Origin of the sequence: Protofrankia coriariae, assembly GCF_001017755.1 — a bacterium.
GTDB classification, from domain to species: domain Bacteria; phylum Actinomycetota; class Actinomycetes; order Frankiales; family Frankiaceae; genus Protofrankia; species Protofrankia coriariae.
The window spans coordinates 35,401-51,583 of record NZ_JWIO01000021.1; the positions used below are offsets into that span (position 1 = coordinate 35,401).

15 protein-coding genes are annotated in these 16,183 nt (G+C 72.9%); 5 read left to right on the forward strand and 10 right to left on the reverse strand.

From position 1 onward, the window contains the following. Positions 1-3,132: methionine synthase (metH, locus tag FrCorBMG51_RS14010; protein WP_047223554.1), on the forward strand; the 3,132-nt coding region annotated here is incomplete at its 5' end. Positions 3,133-3,154: 22 nt separating this feature from the next. Here metH and FrCorBMG51_RS14015 read toward each other — a convergent pair. From FrCorBMG51_RS14015 to FrCorBMG51_RS25295, 3 genes are read right to left on the reverse strand one after another with little or no spacing between them, the layout of a single operon-like run. Further along, the gene (locus FrCorBMG51_RS14015) at positions 3,155-3,649 is read right to left on the reverse strand and encodes a GNAT family N-acetyltransferase (RefSeq protein WP_047223515.1); all 495 of its coding nucleotides are present in this window, start codon (positions 3,647-3,649) and stop codon (positions 3,155-3,157) included. Positions 3,650-3,665: 16 nt separating this feature from the next. Further along, positions 3,666-4,397 (reverse strand): NsdA family TPR-like regulatory protein, encoded by a 732-nt coding sequence (locus FrCorBMG51_RS25290; protein ID WP_052914667.1) that lies wholly within the window; start codon positions 4,395-4,397, stop codon positions 3,666-3,668. Positions 4,398-4,401: 4 nt separating this feature from the next. Beyond that, entirely contained in the window at positions 4,402-4,929 is a 528-nt protein-coding gene (locus FrCorBMG51_RS25295) for a helix-turn-helix transcriptional regulator (RefSeq protein WP_052914668.1), read from the reverse strand. A gap of 541 nt (positions 4,930-5,470) precedes the next feature. On the opposite strand from FrCorBMG51_RS25295, the gene FrCorBMG51_RS14025 reads away from it, so the two are divergent. Then, entirely contained in the window at positions 5,471-6,064 is a 594-nt protein-coding gene (locus FrCorBMG51_RS14025) for a hypothetical protein (RefSeq protein WP_047223516.1), read from the forward strand. On the opposite strand, the gene FrCorBMG51_RS14030 is transcribed toward FrCorBMG51_RS14025, so the two are convergent. Next, positions 6,053-6,478 carry a hypothetical protein gene (locus FrCorBMG51_RS14030; RefSeq protein WP_076844404.1) on the reverse strand — a complete coding sequence of 142 codons (426 nt, stop codon included), beginning with the start codon at positions 6,476-6,478 and terminating at the stop codon, positions 6,053-6,055. The genes FrCorBMG51_RS14025 and FrCorBMG51_RS14030 overlap by 12 nt on opposite strands. Here FrCorBMG51_RS14030 and FrCorBMG51_RS25300 point away from each other — a divergent pair. From FrCorBMG51_RS25300 to FrCorBMG51_RS14040, 3 genes are all read left to right on the forward strand, one after another. Continuing rightward, entirely contained in the window at positions 6,477-6,707 is a 231-nt protein-coding gene (locus FrCorBMG51_RS25300) for a hypothetical protein (RefSeq protein WP_083731208.1), read from the forward strand. The two genes, FrCorBMG51_RS14030 and FrCorBMG51_RS25300, sit on opposite strands and share 2 nt — an antisense overlap. Further along, complete coding sequence (locus tag FrCorBMG51_RS14035; RefSeq protein ID WP_052914670.1) at positions 6,704-7,126, forward strand: hypothetical protein; 423 nt, start codon at positions 6,704-6,706, stop codon at positions 7,124-7,126. The genes FrCorBMG51_RS25300 and FrCorBMG51_RS14035 overlap by 4 nt, the downstream gene beginning before the upstream one ends. Positions 7,127-7,295: 169 nt before the next feature. After that, positions 7,296-8,165 carry an HAD family hydrolase gene (locus FrCorBMG51_RS14040; RefSeq protein WP_371390953.1) on the forward strand — a complete coding sequence of 290 codons (870 nt, stop codon included), beginning with the start codon at positions 7,296-7,298 and terminating at the stop codon, positions 8,163-8,165. Between the two features lie 330 nt (positions 8,166-8,495). On the opposite strand, the gene FrCorBMG51_RS14045 is transcribed toward FrCorBMG51_RS14040, so the two are convergent. The 6 genes from FrCorBMG51_RS14045 to FrCorBMG51_RS14070 form a co-directional block, all read right to left on the reverse strand. Continuing rightward, complete coding sequence (locus tag FrCorBMG51_RS14045; protein WP_086055454.1) at positions 8,496-10,214, reverse strand: hydrogenase large subunit; 1,719 nt, start codon at positions 10,212-10,214, stop codon at positions 8,496-8,498. 5 nt (positions 10,215-10,219) lie between these two features. After that, positions 10,220-11,686 carry a proton-conducting transporter transmembrane domain-containing protein gene (locus tag FrCorBMG51_RS14050; RefSeq protein WP_200902450.1) on the reverse strand — a complete coding sequence of 489 codons (1,467 nt, stop codon included), beginning with the start codon at positions 11,684-11,686 and terminating at the stop codon, positions 10,220-10,222. A gap of 181 nt (positions 11,687-11,867) precedes the next feature. Beyond that, the gene (locus FrCorBMG51_RS14055) at positions 11,868-12,527 is read right to left on the reverse strand and encodes a hypothetical protein (protein ID WP_047223519.1); all 660 of its coding nucleotides are present in this window, start codon (positions 12,525-12,527) and stop codon (positions 11,868-11,870) included. A 62-nt stretch (positions 12,528-12,589) separates the two neighbouring features. Next, a complete protein-coding gene (locus FrCorBMG51_RS14060) occupies positions 12,590-13,543 on the reverse strand; it encodes a respiratory chain complex I subunit 1 family protein (protein WP_047223520.1) in 954 nt (317 codons plus the stop codon). Then, complete coding sequence (locus FrCorBMG51_RS14065) at positions 13,540-15,612, reverse strand: proton-conducting transporter transmembrane domain-containing protein (protein ID WP_052914671.1); 2,073 nt, start codon at positions 15,610-15,612, stop codon at positions 13,540-13,542. Before FrCorBMG51_RS14065 ends, FrCorBMG51_RS14060 begins: the two co-directional genes overlap by 4 nt. Continuing rightward, complete coding sequence (locus tag FrCorBMG51_RS14070) at positions 15,609-16,091, reverse strand: NADH-quinone oxidoreductase subunit B family protein (protein ID WP_047223548.1); 483 nt, start codon at positions 16,089-16,091, stop codon at positions 15,609-15,611. The genes FrCorBMG51_RS14065 and FrCorBMG51_RS14070 overlap by 4 nt, the downstream gene beginning before the upstream one ends. Positions 16,092-16,183 lie beyond the last annotated feature (92 nt).

Consider the following 16,183-nt stretch of genomic DNA (forward strand, 5'->3'; position numbering starts at 1 on the left):
GGCGTCGACGCCATCCTGATCGAGACCGCCCAGGACCTCCTGCAGGCCAAGGCGGCGATCATCGGGGCACGCCGCGCGATGGCCGAGGCCGGCCGGCGGGTGGCCCTGATCGCGCAGGTCACCGTGGAGCTGACCGGCACGATGCTGCTCGGCTCGGAGACCGGCGCGGCGCTCACGGCGCTGGAGCCGCTCGGTATCGACCTGATCGGCCTGAACTGCGCCACCGGCCCGGCCGAGATGAGCGAGCACCTGCGCTACCTGTCCCAGCAGGCCCGGGTCGGACTGTCGGTCATGCCGAACGCCGGCCTGCCCGAGCTGGGCAGGGACGGCGCCACCTATCCGCTGACCCCGGCGGAGCTCGCCGACGCCCAGGACGCCTTCACCCGCGACTACGGCGCGGTGCTCGTCGGCGGCTGCTGCGGCACCACCCCCGAGCATCTGCGCCAGGTCGTGGAGCGGGTCGCCGGCCGGGGCGTGCCCACCCGCCGCCCGGCCGCCGCCCGGACGGGCTCCTCGGCGGCGGCCGGGGCCATCGCCGAAGCCGAGCCGCCGGCCGCCGCGGCCTCGCTCTACCAGTCCGTGCCGTTCCGGCAGGACACCTCGGTCCTGATGGTCGGGGAACGCACCAACACCAACGGGTCCAGGGCGTTCCGCGACGCGCTGATCGACAGCCGCTGGGACGACGTCGTCGAGATCGCCCGTACCGCCACCCGCGAGGGCGCCCACATGATCGACGTGTGTGTGGACTACGTCGGCCGGGACGGCACCGTCGACATGCGCGAGGTCGCCAGCCGCTACGCGACCGCCTCCACGCTGCCGGTCATGCTCGACTCCACCGAACCGCCGGTCATCGAGGCCGGCCTGGAGTGCCTCGGCGGACGCTCGGTGGTCAACTCGGTCAACTTCGAGGACGGCGACGGGCCGGACTCCCGGATCGCCCGGGTGATGCCGGCCATCGTCGAGCACGGCGCCGCCGTCGTGGTGATGTGCATCGACGAGGAGGGCCAGGCCCGCACCGTCGAGCGCAAGGTACAGATCGCCGAACGGACGATCGACTATCTCGTCGACCGGTGGGGGATGCGCACGGCCGACATCTTCGTCGACACGCTCACCTTCACCCTCGGCACCGGCCAGGAGGAGTCCCGCGGCGACGGGGTGGCCACCATCGAGGCCATCCGCGAGATCAAACGCCGGCGTCCCGACGTCCAGACCATCCTCGGGCTGTCCAACATCTCCTTCGGGCTCAAGCCCGCGGCCCGGGTGGTGCTCAACTCGGTGTTCCTGGCCGAGTGCGTCGCCGCCGGGCTGGACGCGGCCATCGTCCACGCGTCGAAGATTCTGCCGACCGCGCGTATCCCGGACGAGCAGCGCGAGGTCGCCCTCGACCTCGTCCACGACCGCCGCCGCGACGGCTACGACCCGCTGACCCGCTTCCTGGAGCTGTTCGAGGGTGTGGACGGCAGCGCCGGCGGGCCGACCCGGGCGCAGCAACTGGCCGCCCTGCCGCTGGACGAACGCCTCAAGCGGCGGATCGTCGACGGGGAACGCACCGGCCTGGAGGCCGACCTCGACGAGGCGATGCGCTCCCGCGACCCGCTGGCGATCATCAACGACACCCTGCTGGACGGCATGAAGGTCGTCGGTGACCTGTTCGGCTCCGGGCAGATGCAGCTGCCGTTCGTGCTGCAGTCCGCCGAGGTCATGAAGGCCGCCGTCGCCTACCTCGAACCGCACATGGAGCGCACCGACAGCCGCGGCAAGGGCACCCTGGTGCTCGCCACGGTCAAGGGCGACGTCCACGACATCGGCAAGAACCTCGTCGACATCATCCTGTCCAACAACGGCTACACCGTCGTCAACCTCGGGATCAAACAGCCGATCGGCACGATCCTGGCCGCGGCGACGGAGCACGACGCCGACGCGATCGGCATGTCGGGGCTGCTGGTCAAGTCGACCGTGGTCATGAAGGAGAACCTCGCGGAGATGAACACCCGCGGGGTGGCCGCCACCTGGCCGGTGCTGCTCGGCGGCGCCGCGCTCACCCGCGCCTACGTCGAGGGGGACCTCGCCGAGCTCTACCAGGGCGACGTCCGCTACGCCCGGGACGCCTTCGAAGGGCTCGCGCTCATGGACGCGGTCATGGCCGCCAAGCGCGGGCAGGCCCCGCCGCTGGCCGACGACCCGCGCACCGCGCAGCGCCGCGCCCGCCGGGAGCGCACCGAGCGGATCAAGGCCGTGCGGGCCGCCGCCCGGGTCGAGGAGCGCGCCGGGCAGCCCCCCGCCGAGACGCCGCCGCGCTCGGACGTGGCCACCGGCAACCCGGTGCCCACCCCGCCGTTCTGGGGGGACCGGATCGTCAAGGGCATCCCGCTGGCCGACTACGCGTCCTACCTGGACGAACGGGCGACCTTCCTCGGCCAGTGGGGGCTGCGCGGCGCCCGCGGCGGCGAGGGGCCCTCCTACGAGGAGCTGGTGGAGACCGAGGGGCGGCCGCGGCTGCGGATGTGGCTCGACCGCATCGCCTCCGAGCGGATGCTGGAGGCGGCCGTCGTCTACGGCTACTTCCCCTGCGTGAGCAAGGGTGAGGATCTGATCGTCCTGTCCGGGGACGGCGCGGAGCGGGCCCGGTTCACCTTCCCGCGCCAGCGCCGGGACCGCCGGCTGTGCCTGGCCGACTTCTACCGGTCGGAGGAGTCCGGCCAGGTCGACGTCGTACCGTTCATGATCGTCACGATGGGCCGGCGGATCAGCGAGGTCACCGCCGAGCTGTTCGCCGCCAACTCCTACCGGGAGTACCTGGAGCTACACGGGCTGTCCGTGCAGCTCACCGAGGCGCTCACCGAATACTGGCACAAGCGGATCCGCGCCGAACTGCTCCTGCCGGACGGCACCCCCACCGGCGCCGCCGACGCCGACGAACTGGCCGCGGTTTTCCGCCAGGGCTACCGCGGCTCCCGCTACTCCTTCGGCTACCCCGCCTGCCCCGACCTTGAGCAGCAGGTCGGGGTGTTCGAGCTGCTGACGCCGGGCCGGGTCGGTGTGGAGCTCTCCGAGGAGTTCCAGCTCGTCCCGGAACAGTCCACCTCAGCCATCATCGCCCACCACCCCGAAGCCAAGTACTTCGCCACCTGATCCCGGCCGTGCTGGGCCTTACCTACCCGATGCGGGACGTCCACGTACGCCGGGCAGCGACGTAGACGGCGTCGCCGCGGAAGGTGCGGTGTGCGTCGGTCAGGCCGAGCTTGGCGGCAACCCGGATCGACGCGGCGTTGTCCGGGTGGATCAGGGAGACGGCTTCGGTCGCCAGCCCCTGCCCCCACCGGTCCCGGCGGATCGTCCAGGCGGCTTCGATGCCGGGCCAGCCCTCCGGCCGGTACAGCCCGGCACGGCCGACGAACTCGCCGCTCGACCGGTCTTCCGCGGCCCACATGCCGAACCCGCACAGATGCCAGTGGCCGGTCAGGGCCGCTTCCATGTCCCAGACGGCTTCCCGGTCGCGGGGGCTGCCGGTGTAGCGGGACATGTCCGGATGTGCCGCCATCGCGGTGTACGGGCCGACGTCTTCCGGTTGCCAGCAGCGCAGGATCAGCCGGTCGGTGATGACTGTGGGGATGGTGACGGTCGTCGGCTGACCGAAGTGCAGGGTCATGCGCCAGCGGTCAGCATCAGCCGCGGCGCCTCGGCCGCGAGCCGTTCCCGGAAGTCCGCCACCGGGGGCACAGCTCGCGGTGGTCGGCGAACAGGCCGGAGAGGTCCCGGGCCCGCTGCACGACCGTACGGGTCGGGAACGCGGCAACGACGTCCAGCGCGCGCATCGCGACCGCCGCGGCTTCCTCCGGCTCCGGACGCGGACGTGCCAGCAGCGCGACGGACAGCGCTGCGAGAGTGTTGCCGTAGTCCTCCGGGTAGCCGCCGCCGCGGGCGTCCAGGATGGCGATGGACTGCCGGGCGTGCGTCTCGGCGCGTTCCCCGTCGCCGAGCCGTCCGGCGACGACCGCGGTGAACCCGGCGACGGCTTCGGCGTCGAACGGGGGTTCACCGAACATCGGCGCCGAGTCGAACAGGCTGTTGGCCATCGCTGTGAGTGCGGTCTGGGCGCCGCCGACGTCGCCGGCCGTGGCTCGGGCGCGGGCTTCATAGGCGGCCAGCCGGGCCCGCAGGTACGGGTGCGCGGACGGCCGTGCCTGCGCGGCCAGGTCGGCGGCCAGGTGGAACCGGCCGCCGTAGTAGGCGATCGACGAGCGCAGTCCCGCCGCTGCTCCGGTCAGCAGCGAATCGCCGACGTCGTCGGCGTACTGGGAGGACAGCACCGCGAACCGGCGGGCCGCGATGTCGTCGCCGGTGTTGAACGCCAACCGGGCCAGGTAGTAGCTGTACTGGCCCGCGAGTACCGTCACCCGCTTACGGAAAGGCCAGGCTGACCCGTCCGGCCAGCGCTTTTTCCGCCTCACGCCACCCGTCCAGCACCCGTGGTGTCAGGACCTGGTGAGGTGTGGTCATGTATGTGGCCGCGATGCGGTCGACGTCGGCTTCCATCTCTTCCATGGTCAGCGGGTCGGGATCCACCGAGGCGATCAGCCGTGACACGTCGGCCGCCATACCCGCGGCCGCGGCCAGCGCCCCTGACTGGACGAACTCTCGCCGGTCCGTGTCCGTCACCTCCCGCGGGTTGGGCAGGCCGTAGCGGCGTGCCTGCTGCTCTCGCCGGGCCTGTTCACGCAGGGTACGCAGTTCCCCGGCTGCGTCCAATGCCCGGTCGAGGGCGTAGACGAGATTTTCCGACGGCACTCCCCGCGCCGATTCGGCCTGGCAGACGTAGCCGCGCTCGAAGCCCACCCGGTCAGCGAGCTGCTTCTGGGAAAGGCTGGCGGCCAGTCGTAGTTCCCGGATGCGGCTGGCCAGCTCCCGCTTCGCTCCGCCTTCACCCATCGGCGCGCCTCCCGGCATCCAGCGGGGGTAACAGCCGCCTGCTACCCCGTAACTCCGTACGGCGTGGCGATCTGTCACGTCCTGTTGTTACCCCGCCGGCACGTTGTGTCGTACTCGTGTCGGCACGATAACCGGCCGGCCACGCAGCCGATTCACGAACGGGAATGTCGTGCCACGAACCGGGACCTGCACGATCCAGACCCGGCCTCGGCCCGGTGTTCCCGCGGACACGTGCTGTACGCCGTCGTGGTCTACGGACCGGATCAGCGGCCGGTCGAAGTCCGCATGCCGTTCCCCAGCGTGGCCGCCGCCGACCACCACGCGGAAAGCCACGGGCTGGATGGCCGAGTGATCCCGGTCGCCTTCCCGTTCCACCCGTCCCGGCCGGGGACCTGAAGACCAGGCCCCCGCCGACCGTGCCTGGTGAGCAGGGCGGGGGCCTGTCCGACGCGCGCCGGCCCGTCCCACGCCCACCCCCGTCAGCCATGGGCAGGGCCGCGGGCCGGCGCGTGCACCCACCCATCCACGGAAAGGGACCGTCATGACCGTCACCGCGCCCGCTCCCGAGGATGTCGGCCACCGCACCACAGAGATCATCAGGCAGATCCGGAACTACCCCGAATTCCTGCGGCTGAAGGAAGCAGCCCTGCTCTATCCCGAGTGCTGGGCGACGTTCACGGGCTACCCGATCATCACCGAATGGGACCTGACGCTCGACGGCCCGCCGCTGTTCGACGAAGCCATCCGCACCCTGGCCCTGAAAACAACAGTCTTCACCCTCACCGGCGGCAACGAGGCCGCCGCCGAGCTTGCTGTCGCGGCCCCGGTGGACGAGATGGTCCACGCCGTCCTCGCCCAGCACACTCTCATCTCCCGCATGCAACGCAGCCTCGCGCTCGACCTGGTCCACATGACCGACCAGGAACAGTTCGACTACGAACCGGGCTGCTACACCGACGCGTGCTACCAGGCCGCCGGCTGGGGTGAACCCAACCGCCGGTACTGGATCGGCGCACAGGAAACCGCCCGACGGCACACGATCCTCAACGGCCTGTACGCCTCCGTCGGCATCAATCCCGGCGGCCGCGCCCACCGCATCACCTTCGACGTCCCGGAGCCGGCACTACCGGGCTGACCGGCGCCGGAACACCGCCCGCAGCCGCGGGAATCTCTGCCGGGCCGCGGCGGGCGTCTCAGCGACGAGCGCCCGCCGCATGTCCACCACATCCGGCCCGGCGGCGTCGAGCAGACGGTCAACAAGGTCCGGGTCGTCCCACCCGTCCCCCGTCTCGACGGCAGCCGGGGTGCCGGCCGGCACCGTGGCGCCCTCGCTGGCGTAGGCCCCGGCGGGCAGACCAACCTTGTGGGGATGCACGCAGACCGCAACCCCGCTGGCCTGATCCACCTGATAACCGGCCGCCCGGTCGAGTGTGTGCCGGCGGGGGTCGGGGCCTGCGGCGACATCGAACCGCCCGCGGGGCAGGACCCGGGACGGGCAGGTCACACAGATCAGAGCATCATCGGCCGGCCGCTCGGGAGATCCGGTCATGACCATATTGTTCCCACCGCGCCATCCCACCGTTACCAGCGCGCTACAGCTTGCCCGGCGCTGGTGCTCCGGTCACAGCATCGACGGCGCCCCGGCACTCGCCCACGCGGTCCGCGTCACGGTCGTACTCGGCCGGCATCATCCGGCTGCCCCGCCCGCGCTGCTGGCCGCGGTCCTCCTGCACGACGCCCCGAACTGGCCCCACCCGACCAACTCGACCCGCTGGTGACGTCCCTGCTCGGCGCGGACACCCTCCGGATCATCCGCGTACTGGAAACCGAACATCACGCCATGCGCAACCCACATACCAGCCGCGAACAGACGCTCGACCGTGTCCACCGGCTCGCCGCCGCCGACATGCCGGCTCTGCTGGCCATCACCGCAGACAAGATCGTCGCGTTCGGGTCGGTGCTGCGCCGGGCGGCCCGCGCCGACGACCCGGACACCTTCTGGCAGGCACGCGGCCCCTTCCGCGAGCAGATGCCGTACTTCCGCACCTTCACCACCGCGGCAGCGCCACTCCTTCCCCTGACAATGGCGGCCGAGCTCACCGGTCTGCTTACCGCCGCCGACCGGGCCTGCCAGACAACAGACTCCCTCTCCCGTCCCGGCCTGTCACAGATCCGGGCTGTTCCCACCCTGCGCTGAAAGGACTCCCATGAACGGTCGTTCTGGGAGTCCGGTAGAGATCTGCGAGGCGGCCTGGGTCAGGATGATCCGCGTCACGTGTTCTGGCGTCGATGACGCCGAGCCTGGTTGGCTGGGAGAGACCCGGCCGTTGTCAGGGAGCCGGCCCGCCCGAGGAGAGCAGGCCCTGGTGCATCCCGTGGACGCGGTCCTGCCTGGTGCCCACAGGCCCGGTGACAACCAGCGGCCGGTGCGTCCCGCGGGCGCGGCCTTGTTCGATGCTCACGGCCCTGGTGACGACACGGTGCCGGTGGGCCCCGCAGGCGACGGTGGGCTGCAGGGGCGCGGGCCGCGGGGGCGCGGCGGTGTCGCCGCCGTTCTGTTCGACATGGACGGGCTGCTCGTCGACACCGAGCCGTTGTGGACGGTGGCCGAGCACGAGCTGGCGGCCAGCCTGGGCGCCCGCTTCACCCCTGAGATCAAGGCCGCGATGATCGGTCACGGCGTGGACACCGCCCTGCCGCTGATGCTGTCGATGCTCGGGGTGCCCGACGCCGACCCGCACGCCGCCGCCCGTTTCCTGATCGAACGGACCGCCGAGCTCTTCGGCGAGTCCGAGCGGATCGTCCCCATGCCCGGCGCCGTGGCGCTGCTGGACGCGCTGGCCGCCGCCGGGATCGCGGCCGCCCTGGTGTCGTCGTCGTTCCGGGTCCTGATGGATCCGGTGCTGGCCGCGGTTGGCGCCGACCGGTTCGCGGTGACGGTCGCCGGGGACGAGGTGAGCCGGCGCAAGCCGCATCCGGAGCCGTACCTGACAGCGACGCGGCTGCTCGGGGCCGACCCGGCCCGCTGCGTGGTCCTGGAGGACAGCGAGGCCGGGGCCCGGGCCGGCCTCGACGCCGGCTGCCCGACGATCTTCGTCCCGTCGCTACCTTCCGTGACGGCATCGACGGCCCATCCGCTGGCCGCCGAGCTGACCGTCCGCCCGAGCCTGCACGAGGTCACCGTCGACCTGCTCGACCTCCTGGCCACCCAGCCAGCGAATGCAGACCGGCCGTAGCCACCCCGCCCCGGCCGGCTGACCACCGCTGCCTTCGCGCAGCCGCTCGAGCCGAGCCGACGCCTTCACCGCTCGCCCCGACGATCGCGGGTATGCCGAAGGATCCGCCCCCCGCCACACTCCCGCACCGGAACGAGTACGTAAGTGGTTGCTGGGGCAGCCACTTGTGCCCTCATTAACATGATCGATTTTTGTTCCCGTATCCCGTTTCGGGATACGGGGGAATCTTGGTCGGTGTTTTTCCGGATGGGGCTCGTGGCCTGCGGAAACGCTTGAATGCCGTCGTCCGTTGCGCGGCTGCTTGAGCGGCCTCCGGACGGCGGCGCGGGGTCACAGGTCGTTGCCGGCGTAGGAGAGGTTGAAGCTTTTGTTGGTCAGGGGGAAGTCGGGGACGATGGTGTCCGCCAGGGCGATGGGCAGGGCGGGCCAGTTGAAGAAGGACGGGTCGACGACCTTCACCCGGGCCAGGGCGCGGTCGGGGGCGAGCTCGACGCGGGTGGTGATGGTGCCGCGCCAGCCCTCGACGATGCCCACCCCCGAAGCGGGGCCTGTCCCCGAACCGATACCCACGTCCGGGCCCACGTCCGGGCCGGGGCCCACACCTGAACCGGGGCCAGAGAGCGGGCCGGTGGGGCCCAGGTCCGAGCCGGGGTCCGCTTCCGAACCGGGCTCCAGGAGCGGACCAGCCCGGCCGGGGATGTCGTCCCGGCCAGGCCCGGAAGCGGGCCCGAGCTCGGCGCGCGTGACGCCGGGGGTGAGGCCCTCGGCGAGCTTCTCGACGAGGGCCAGGGAGACGTCGATCTCCTCCGCCCGGATGAGGAAACGGGCCAGGACGTCACCGCTGGTGTGCACAGGGACGGTGAGGGCGTCGCCGTAGTCGAGGAACGGATGGGCCTGCCGGGCGTCCACCCGTACGCCGCTGGCCCGGGCGACGTAGCCCAGGCAGCCCAGGTCGCGGGCGGCCCGGCTGTCGAGGCGGGCGGCGCCGGTGAAACGGTCACGTACGGTGCTGTGGCCGAGGGCGAGGGCGACGATGTCGCGGATGTCGTCACCGATCGCGCGGATGCGGGCCGGATCCGGCAGGGCACGGACGGCGGCGCCGCCGGGGATGACGCCCCCGCGCAGCAGACGGTGCCCGGTGACCTCCTGGTTGAGGCGCAGCAGCTGTTCGCGGACGCGCTGGGCCTGGGCGTTGAGGATGCCGTGACCGACGTCGTTGCACAGCGCGCCGAGGTCGGCGACGTGGTTGTGCAGCCGTTCGAGCTCGAGCAGGAGCGCCCGGGCGCGCCGGGCCGGTTCGGGGACGGTGGTGGCGGTGGCCTCCTCGACGGCGAGGCAGTAGGCCAGCGCGTGGCCGACAGCGGTGTCCCCGCTGATCCGCTCGGCCAGCGGCAGCCCCTGCGCCACGTCCCGCTGTTCGAAGAGCTTCTCGATGCCCTTGTGGACGAACCACAGCCGGGCCTTGAGCTTGAGGATGGTCTCGCCGACGACGGAGAAGCGGAAGTGGCCGGGTTCGATCAGACCGGCGTGGACGGGCCCGACCGGGATCTCGTAGACGCCGTCGCCTTCGACGGTCAGGAACGGGAAGGGGCCCTCGGGCTCGGCGAACGGCGGCGGGGGGCTGGCGTCGGGCCGCATCGGATACCAGCCGCGGGGCCAGTGCGGGTGACGCACCAGCCGGCGGGGCAGTGGATGGTTCAGCGGGACGATGCCGTGCAGGTCACGCATCTCGCGCTCGAACCGGCCGGCGGGGAAGGACAGATGAGCGAGGCTCGGCAGCGCCGGGGTGTCCGGATCGAGGCGGACGTGCAGTTCGACGCGGGAGTCGGGCGGGCCCTTGACGAACAGGTACACCACCCGGATGGCCGGGCCGCCCGGGGCGTCGGCGCCGTCGTGGTGGGCCGCGACCAGGGCGAGACGGTGGCCGTCGGCCAGCATCTCGCGGACCCGCCGGGGCAGCTCGGTGACCCCGGTGTCGATCACGTCCCGGCCGGCGTGGCGTGGGCCGGGACGAGGCTGGTCGGTGCGGGAGGTCGGGTCGGGGCACATGGGTGTCAGGGCCCTCCGGTGATCGCGGCGGCGGTGGACAGCAGGCTGCTCAGGGGGACGTCGCTGACGCCCAGGGCGGCGCAGGCCAGCAGCCCGACGGCCAGTGGCGCCCACACCGCGGCACCGAACCGTACCGGCACAGCGACACCACCGCCGCCGCCCTCGGCCGGCACAGCGGCGGTGGTGTCGCCGTCCCGGCCGGGGGCGGGCCCCAGCAGCATGTGGGCGGTGCGGGCGGTCATCGCCGCGAACGCGGCCAGCACCAGCACCAGCGCGGCGGCGGTGGCCCAGCCCAGCCCCGCGGGCCCGGTGAGACCGGCGCGGGCGATGGCCAGCTCGGAGGCGAACAGGCTGAACGGCGGGAAGCCGAGCAGCGCCAGCACAGCCAGGCCGAACGCGGCGGCGAGGACCGGCGCCTGGCCCAGCAGGCCGCGCACCCGGCCGATGCGGGTGGTGTGCCGCAGGTGCAGGATGTGCCCGCTGGAGCAGAACGCGACGCTCTTGGCCAGCCCGTGGCCGGCGATGTGCAGCAGCACCGCGGAGGCCGCCAGCCGGCTGCCGGCGGCGGCGCCGAGCGCGATCAGGCTCATGTGCTCCATGCTGGAGTAGGCGAGCATGCGCTTGTAGTCACGTTGCCCGAGCAGCAGGGCGGCGGCCAGGGCGAGGGTGAGCACGGCGGCACCGGCCAGCAGGGTGCGGGCGAACCCGGGGCCCAGCGCCACGTCCGCGATCACCTTGTAGCGCAGGATCGCGGTGAAGGACACCGCCAGCAGCACCCCGGACATCAGCGCCGACACCGGCGCCGGGGCCTGGCTGTGCGCGTCGGGCAGCCAGGCGTGCAGCGGCACCAGCCCGGCCTTGGCGCCGAACCCCAGGATGACCAGGGCGATCCCCATCCGGGTGACGGCCGGATCCAGCTCGTGCGCCCTCGCGACGAGCACCGGCCAGTCCAGGGCGGAGGCTTCCGCGATGCCGGCCTGCCGGGCGGCGTAGTAGATCAGGATGGTGCCCAGGAAGGCCAGGGCGATCCCGGCGGAGCAGATGACGACGTACTTCCAGGCGGCTTCGACCGAGGCGCGGGTCCGCCGGTGGCCGACGAGGAAGGCGGTGACGATGGTGGTGGCCTCGATGGCGACCCACAGCACCCCGAGGTTGGCCACCAGGACGGCGACGGCCATCGCGGCCAGGAACGCGTGCACCAGGATGCCGTAGCGGCGCGCGCCGCGGGCGTCGGTGTGCCCGGCGGCGTTCTCCGCCGCCAGGTAGGCGGGGCCGGCCGCGCAGGCGAGGACCGCGACCGCGCCGATGACCAGCAGGATCCACGCGGACAGGGCGTCGGCGCGGGCCAGCCCGCCGTAGCCGGTGACCGGCCCGTGCCCGGGGACGCGGACGGCCAGCACGATCGCGCAGCCCAGGATCGTGGCGGGGGAGACAAGACCCGCCCACGCGGTGGCCGGCCGCCAGCCGAGCACGGCGNNNNCCAGCCGAGCACGGCGTAGCCGGCCGCGGTGGCCAGCGCGACCGCGACCGGGGCGGTCAGCAGCAGCGTGGCGGCGACGGATGTGGTGCCGGCGGGTGCCGAGGCGGCAAAGGTCGTGCCGACGGATGCCGTGCCGACGGATACCGCGGCGGATGCTGTGGCGGCGAAGGTCATCAGTCGTGCAGCTCCCGCAGGTCGTCGATGTCGGTCCCGCCGAAGGTGGCGTGTATCCGGGTCGTGAGGATCTGCAGGACCAGGACGGCGAGCAGCACGTCGAAGGAGACCCCGAGTTCGACGATGAGCGGCACGCCGGAGGTGGCCAGGAAGGCCATGGCGGTGATGCCGTTGTCCAGTAGCAGGAACCCGACCGCCTGGGCGAGTGCGCGGCGCCGGGTGACCAGGGTGAAGAAGCCGATGAGGACCACGGCCAGGCCGACCGGCAGGGCCCGGGTCGCCGGGCTGGGCGCCAGCTCCACCAGCGGGCGGGACGCGGCGTAGGCGAGCAGGGTCAGCGCCGCGGCGGTCAGCAGCGAGGCCGCCACGTTGACCAGCGGCTCGGTCTCCCGGGTCTCCCCGCTGGCGGCCAGCACCCGCCGCATCAGGTACGGCAGCACCCCGGCGCGCAGCACCAGGATCCCGACGGCCACGGCCAGCAGCTCGAACCGGTGCTCGTGGATGCCGGACAGGGCGGCGATGGCGGCCAGCACCACCCCCTGGACGGCGAACAGGCGCACGAGCGCGGTCAGTTCGCGGCGCCACAGCACCAGCACGGCGGCGAGCAGGAACACTCCGCAGGCCAGGTCGAGCAGTTGGGTGTACGTGCCGGTGCTCATCGTGGCCCACCTTGTGCGGGGCGGCGAGGCGCGGGGCGGCGAGACAGGGTCATGGGCGGGCTTCAGTTTCCGGGTAGGAAGAACGAGGCGCCGACGGCGAGCAGCGCGAGCAGGAAGGAGCCGGCGAGCAGCTCGGGCACCTTGAACAGGCGCATCTTCGCCCAGAACACCTCGGCCGCGGCCAGCCCGGCGCCGAGCAGGGCGACCTTCCCGGCGAAGAGCGCCAGTGCCAGCGGCAGGGCCGCCGCCGCGGTGCCGGTGGCGATCCCCCAGGGGACGAACAGGCTGGTGAGCAGGCCCAGCAGCACCGTCAGCCGCATCTGGGCGCCGAGCTCGATCAGGGCAAGGTCCCCGCCGGCGTACTCCAGGATCATCGCCTCGTGGATCATCGTCAGTTCCAGGTGCGTGGACGGGTTGTCCACCGGCAGCCGGCCGGTCTCGGCGAGGGTGACCACGGCCAGGGCGACACCGGCCAGCAGGCTGGCGGGGGAGGCCAGCCGGGCCGGGTCGTGGACGCCGTGCGCGACGATGGCGGGCAGGTTGGTCGACCCGGCCGGGATCGACAGCGCGACCACCGACAGCAGGATGGTCGGCTCCACCAGGGCGACCACGGTCATCTCGCGGGACGCGCCCATGCCCCCGAAGGCGGTCCCGGTGTCCAGGCCGGCCAGCGCCAGGATCACCGTGCCCAGCGCCAGCAGCGTCACCACGACGAGCAGGTCCGCGCTGTCACGCACCGGGGTGGCGGTGGACGCCAGCGGCACCAGCGCGGCGACCACGAGGGTGGTGGCGACCAGCAGCAGCGGCGCCAGCCGGAAGGCCGGGCCGGTACCCACCGGGGTGATGGGCTGCTTGCGCAGCAGTTTGCGCAGGTCCCGCCATGGCTGTCCGACGCCGGCGCCGGCGCGCCCCTCCATCCGGGCCCGCACCTGCCGCATCAGCCCGGTCAGCAGCGGCGCCCCGGCGACCACGACGGTGACCTGGGTGAGCACCGCCACCGTCCCGACGGCGCTCACCGGGTCACCGCCAGTACCAGCAGGACGGCGACCAGCCCGGAGAACCCGTAGCCGAGGTAACGGTGCACACTGCCGTTGGCCAGCTTCCGTGCGGACGCGCCCACCCCGGCCAGCGCCGCCAGCACCGGCCGGTACAGGCGGTACTCGATCCGGTCCGGGATCCTCCGTTGGAAGCGGACCCGTTCGACCAGGTAGGCCGATTCGCGGGTCGGGGTGACGTCGACGTCCTGCTCGGGCGCGAGCACATCGTCGAACACACGCTGTAACGGTTCGGCGAACGATGTGGCCGTGTACTGCATGCGGGCGCTCGGCGCGCCGCCGCCGCAGTCCCACAGCTCGGCCCCGACGCGACGGGGGTGGCGCGTAAGCAGGCGCGTCGCCGTCGCCACGGCGAGTATCGCGACCGCCAGCGCGACCGCCACCCACAGCGGCGACAGCGTCGTGGCGAGCCGGTCCAGCCGGATGTCCACCCCGCCGTCGGACAACGCCCACCCAGCGTCCGACCCGGCAGGCCCAGACGGGTCGGACGGCCCGTCTGGCCCGGTCAGGCCGGTCGCCGCCACCGCGTCGGACAGGCCGCCGGCAAGCGTCCCCGGGACCAGCGCCAGGGCGACACAGCCGGCGGCGAGCAGCCCCATCCCGGCGAGCATGACCGGCGGGCTCTCCCGCGCGGAGGCGGCCTCGGCGCCGCGCGGGCGGGCGAAGAACCCCACCCCGAGCGCCTTGACGAAGGTGGCGGCGGCCAGCCCCGCGGACAGCGCGATGGCGGCAACCGCCAGCGGCAGCGTCACGGCGCTGGCCGTCCCCGGCACCCCCAGCCCGTGGACGAGCGACTCCAGCAGCAGCCACTCGCTGACGAACCCGTTGCCCGGCGGCAGCGCCACCGCCCCCAGCGCACCCACCGCAAACAGCCCGGCCGTCACCGGCATCCGGGCCCGCAGCCCGCCCAGCGCGTCCAGGTCACGCACTCCGGTGGCCCGCAGCACCGACCCGGCCGCGCAGAACAGCAGCGCCTTGAACGCGGCATGGTTGACCACGTGCAGTAACGCGGCGGCGAGCGCCAGGGCGGCCAGGGGATGTTCCCCGGCGGCGGCGAACATCCCCGCCGCACCGGCGCCGATCAGGACCAGGCCCATGTTCTCGCTCGTCGAGTACGCCAGCAGCTGTTTGACGTCGGTGGCCATCGCCGCCTGCAACATCCCGTACACCGCCGAGACCGCCCCGGCGGTCAGCAGCACCAGCCACCACCAGCGCGGCCCGCCCCCGAGCAGGTCGAACCCGACGCGGATCACCCCGTAGACGCCCAGGTTCACCATGGCCGCGCTCATCAGCGCCGAGACGTGGCTGGGCGCCTGCGGATGCGCCCGCGGCAGCCAGGCGTGCAGCGGGACCGTGCCCGCCTTGGACGCGAACGCGGCAACCGCCAGCACGAAGACCGTGCTCCGTACGGCCGGCGGCACCTCGCCCGCGCCCGCGCGCAGCGCCGGGAACGTCTCACCGCCGGCGCGGGCCGCGAACAGCGCCAGGGCGATCAGGAGCGCCACCAGACCCAGATGCGTCATCACCGCGTACCACACCCCGGCGTCGCGCACCGCGGCCCGCGACCGGTGCTCGGCCAACACCAGCAGCAGCGAGGTGACCGCCATCAGCTCCCACAGCAGCAGGAAGGACGACACGCTGGACGCCGCCGGTACCAGCAGCAGCGTGGCCGCGAAGACGGGTAACACCGCCTGCGTCCCGCGGGCGGACACCCCGTGCCCGGTGTAACCGATCCCGTAGAGCGCCACCGGCGCCACCACCGCGCCGGAGACGGCCATGAACAGCCCGGACAGGGCGTCCACCGTCAGATGCACCCCGGCCAACGGCAGCAGGTCGGGCAGGCTCGCCGACCACGGCGCGCCACCGCCGAGCGCCGCGAGCCCGGCGGTGAGCCCGGCCACGCCGACCCCGGCGGTGGCCACCCCCACCAGTGCCGGCCGCACCCGCTCGAGGGTGAACGCCCCGGCCACCGCCCCGACACCGGCCAGCCCGGTGGCGGTGGCCAGCGCAGGCCCGACCAGACCGCTCACCGGCGGGTCACGGTGCGTAGCGCGGCCACGATCGCGTCCGGCTCCGGCGGGCAGCCCGGCACCTGCAGGTCCACCGGCACCACGTCGGCCACCGAGCCCTGCACGCCGTAGCCGCCGGCGAACTCCCCGCAGTTCAACGCGCAGTCACCCACCGCTATCACCAGCCGTGGCCGTGGTGTCGCCTCCACCGTGCGGCGCAGCGGCTCGGCCATGTTGCGCGTCACCGGCCCGGTGACCAGCAGCACGTCCGCGTGCCGGGGTGACGCCACCACGCGCGCCCCGTACCGCTCGGCGTCGTACACCGGGCCGAACGCGGCGGCAATCTCGATCTCGCACCCGTTGCAGGACCCGGCATCGACACATCGGACCTGTACCGAGCCGGCGAGCTCGCGGGCCGCCGGTAGGCGCTCCGCCTGCGGCGCTGGCGGGGCCTGTTCGGCCACCCGCCCGGTTTCGCGGATCTTGCGCAGCAGATTCACCACATGCTCCTGATGTTCGGTGACGGCGTCCTTCGTGGTGATCGAAAAAATGCTCTGGAACTGGTCTGGACCGGCTCGGAACTCGAGCCGGA

Excerpts from the sequence above, each read along its gene's own strand:
- FrCorBMG51_RS14015 (WP_047223515.1), bottom strand. The coding sequence starts at position 3,649 with ATGACCCTGCACTTCGGTCAGCCGACGACCGTCACCATCCCCACAGTC.
- FrCorBMG51_RS25295 (WP_052914668.1), bottom strand. The coding sequence starts at position 4,929 with ATGGGTGAAGGCGGAGCGAAGCGGGAGCTGGCCAGCCGCATCCGGGAA.
- FrCorBMG51_RS14025 (WP_047223516.1), top strand. The coding sequence starts at position 5,471 with ATGACCGTCACCGCGCCCGCTCCCGAGGATGTCGGCCACCGCACCACA.
- FrCorBMG51_RS25300 (WP_083731208.1), top strand. The coding sequence starts at position 6,477 with ATGACCATATTGTTCCCACCGCGCCATCCCACCGTTACCAGCGCGCTA.
- FrCorBMG51_RS14030 (WP_076844404.1), bottom strand. The coding sequence starts at position 6,478 with ATGACCGGATCTCCCGAGCGGCCGGCCGATGATGCTCTGATCTGTGTG.
- FrCorBMG51_RS14045 (WP_086055454.1), bottom strand. The coding sequence starts at position 10,214 with ATGTGCCCCGACCCGACCTCCCGCACCGACCAGCCTCGTCCCGGCCCA.
- FrCorBMG51_RS14055 (WP_047223519.1), bottom strand. The coding sequence starts at position 12,527 with ATGAGCACCGGCACGTACACCCAACTGCTCGACCTGGCCTGCGGAGTG.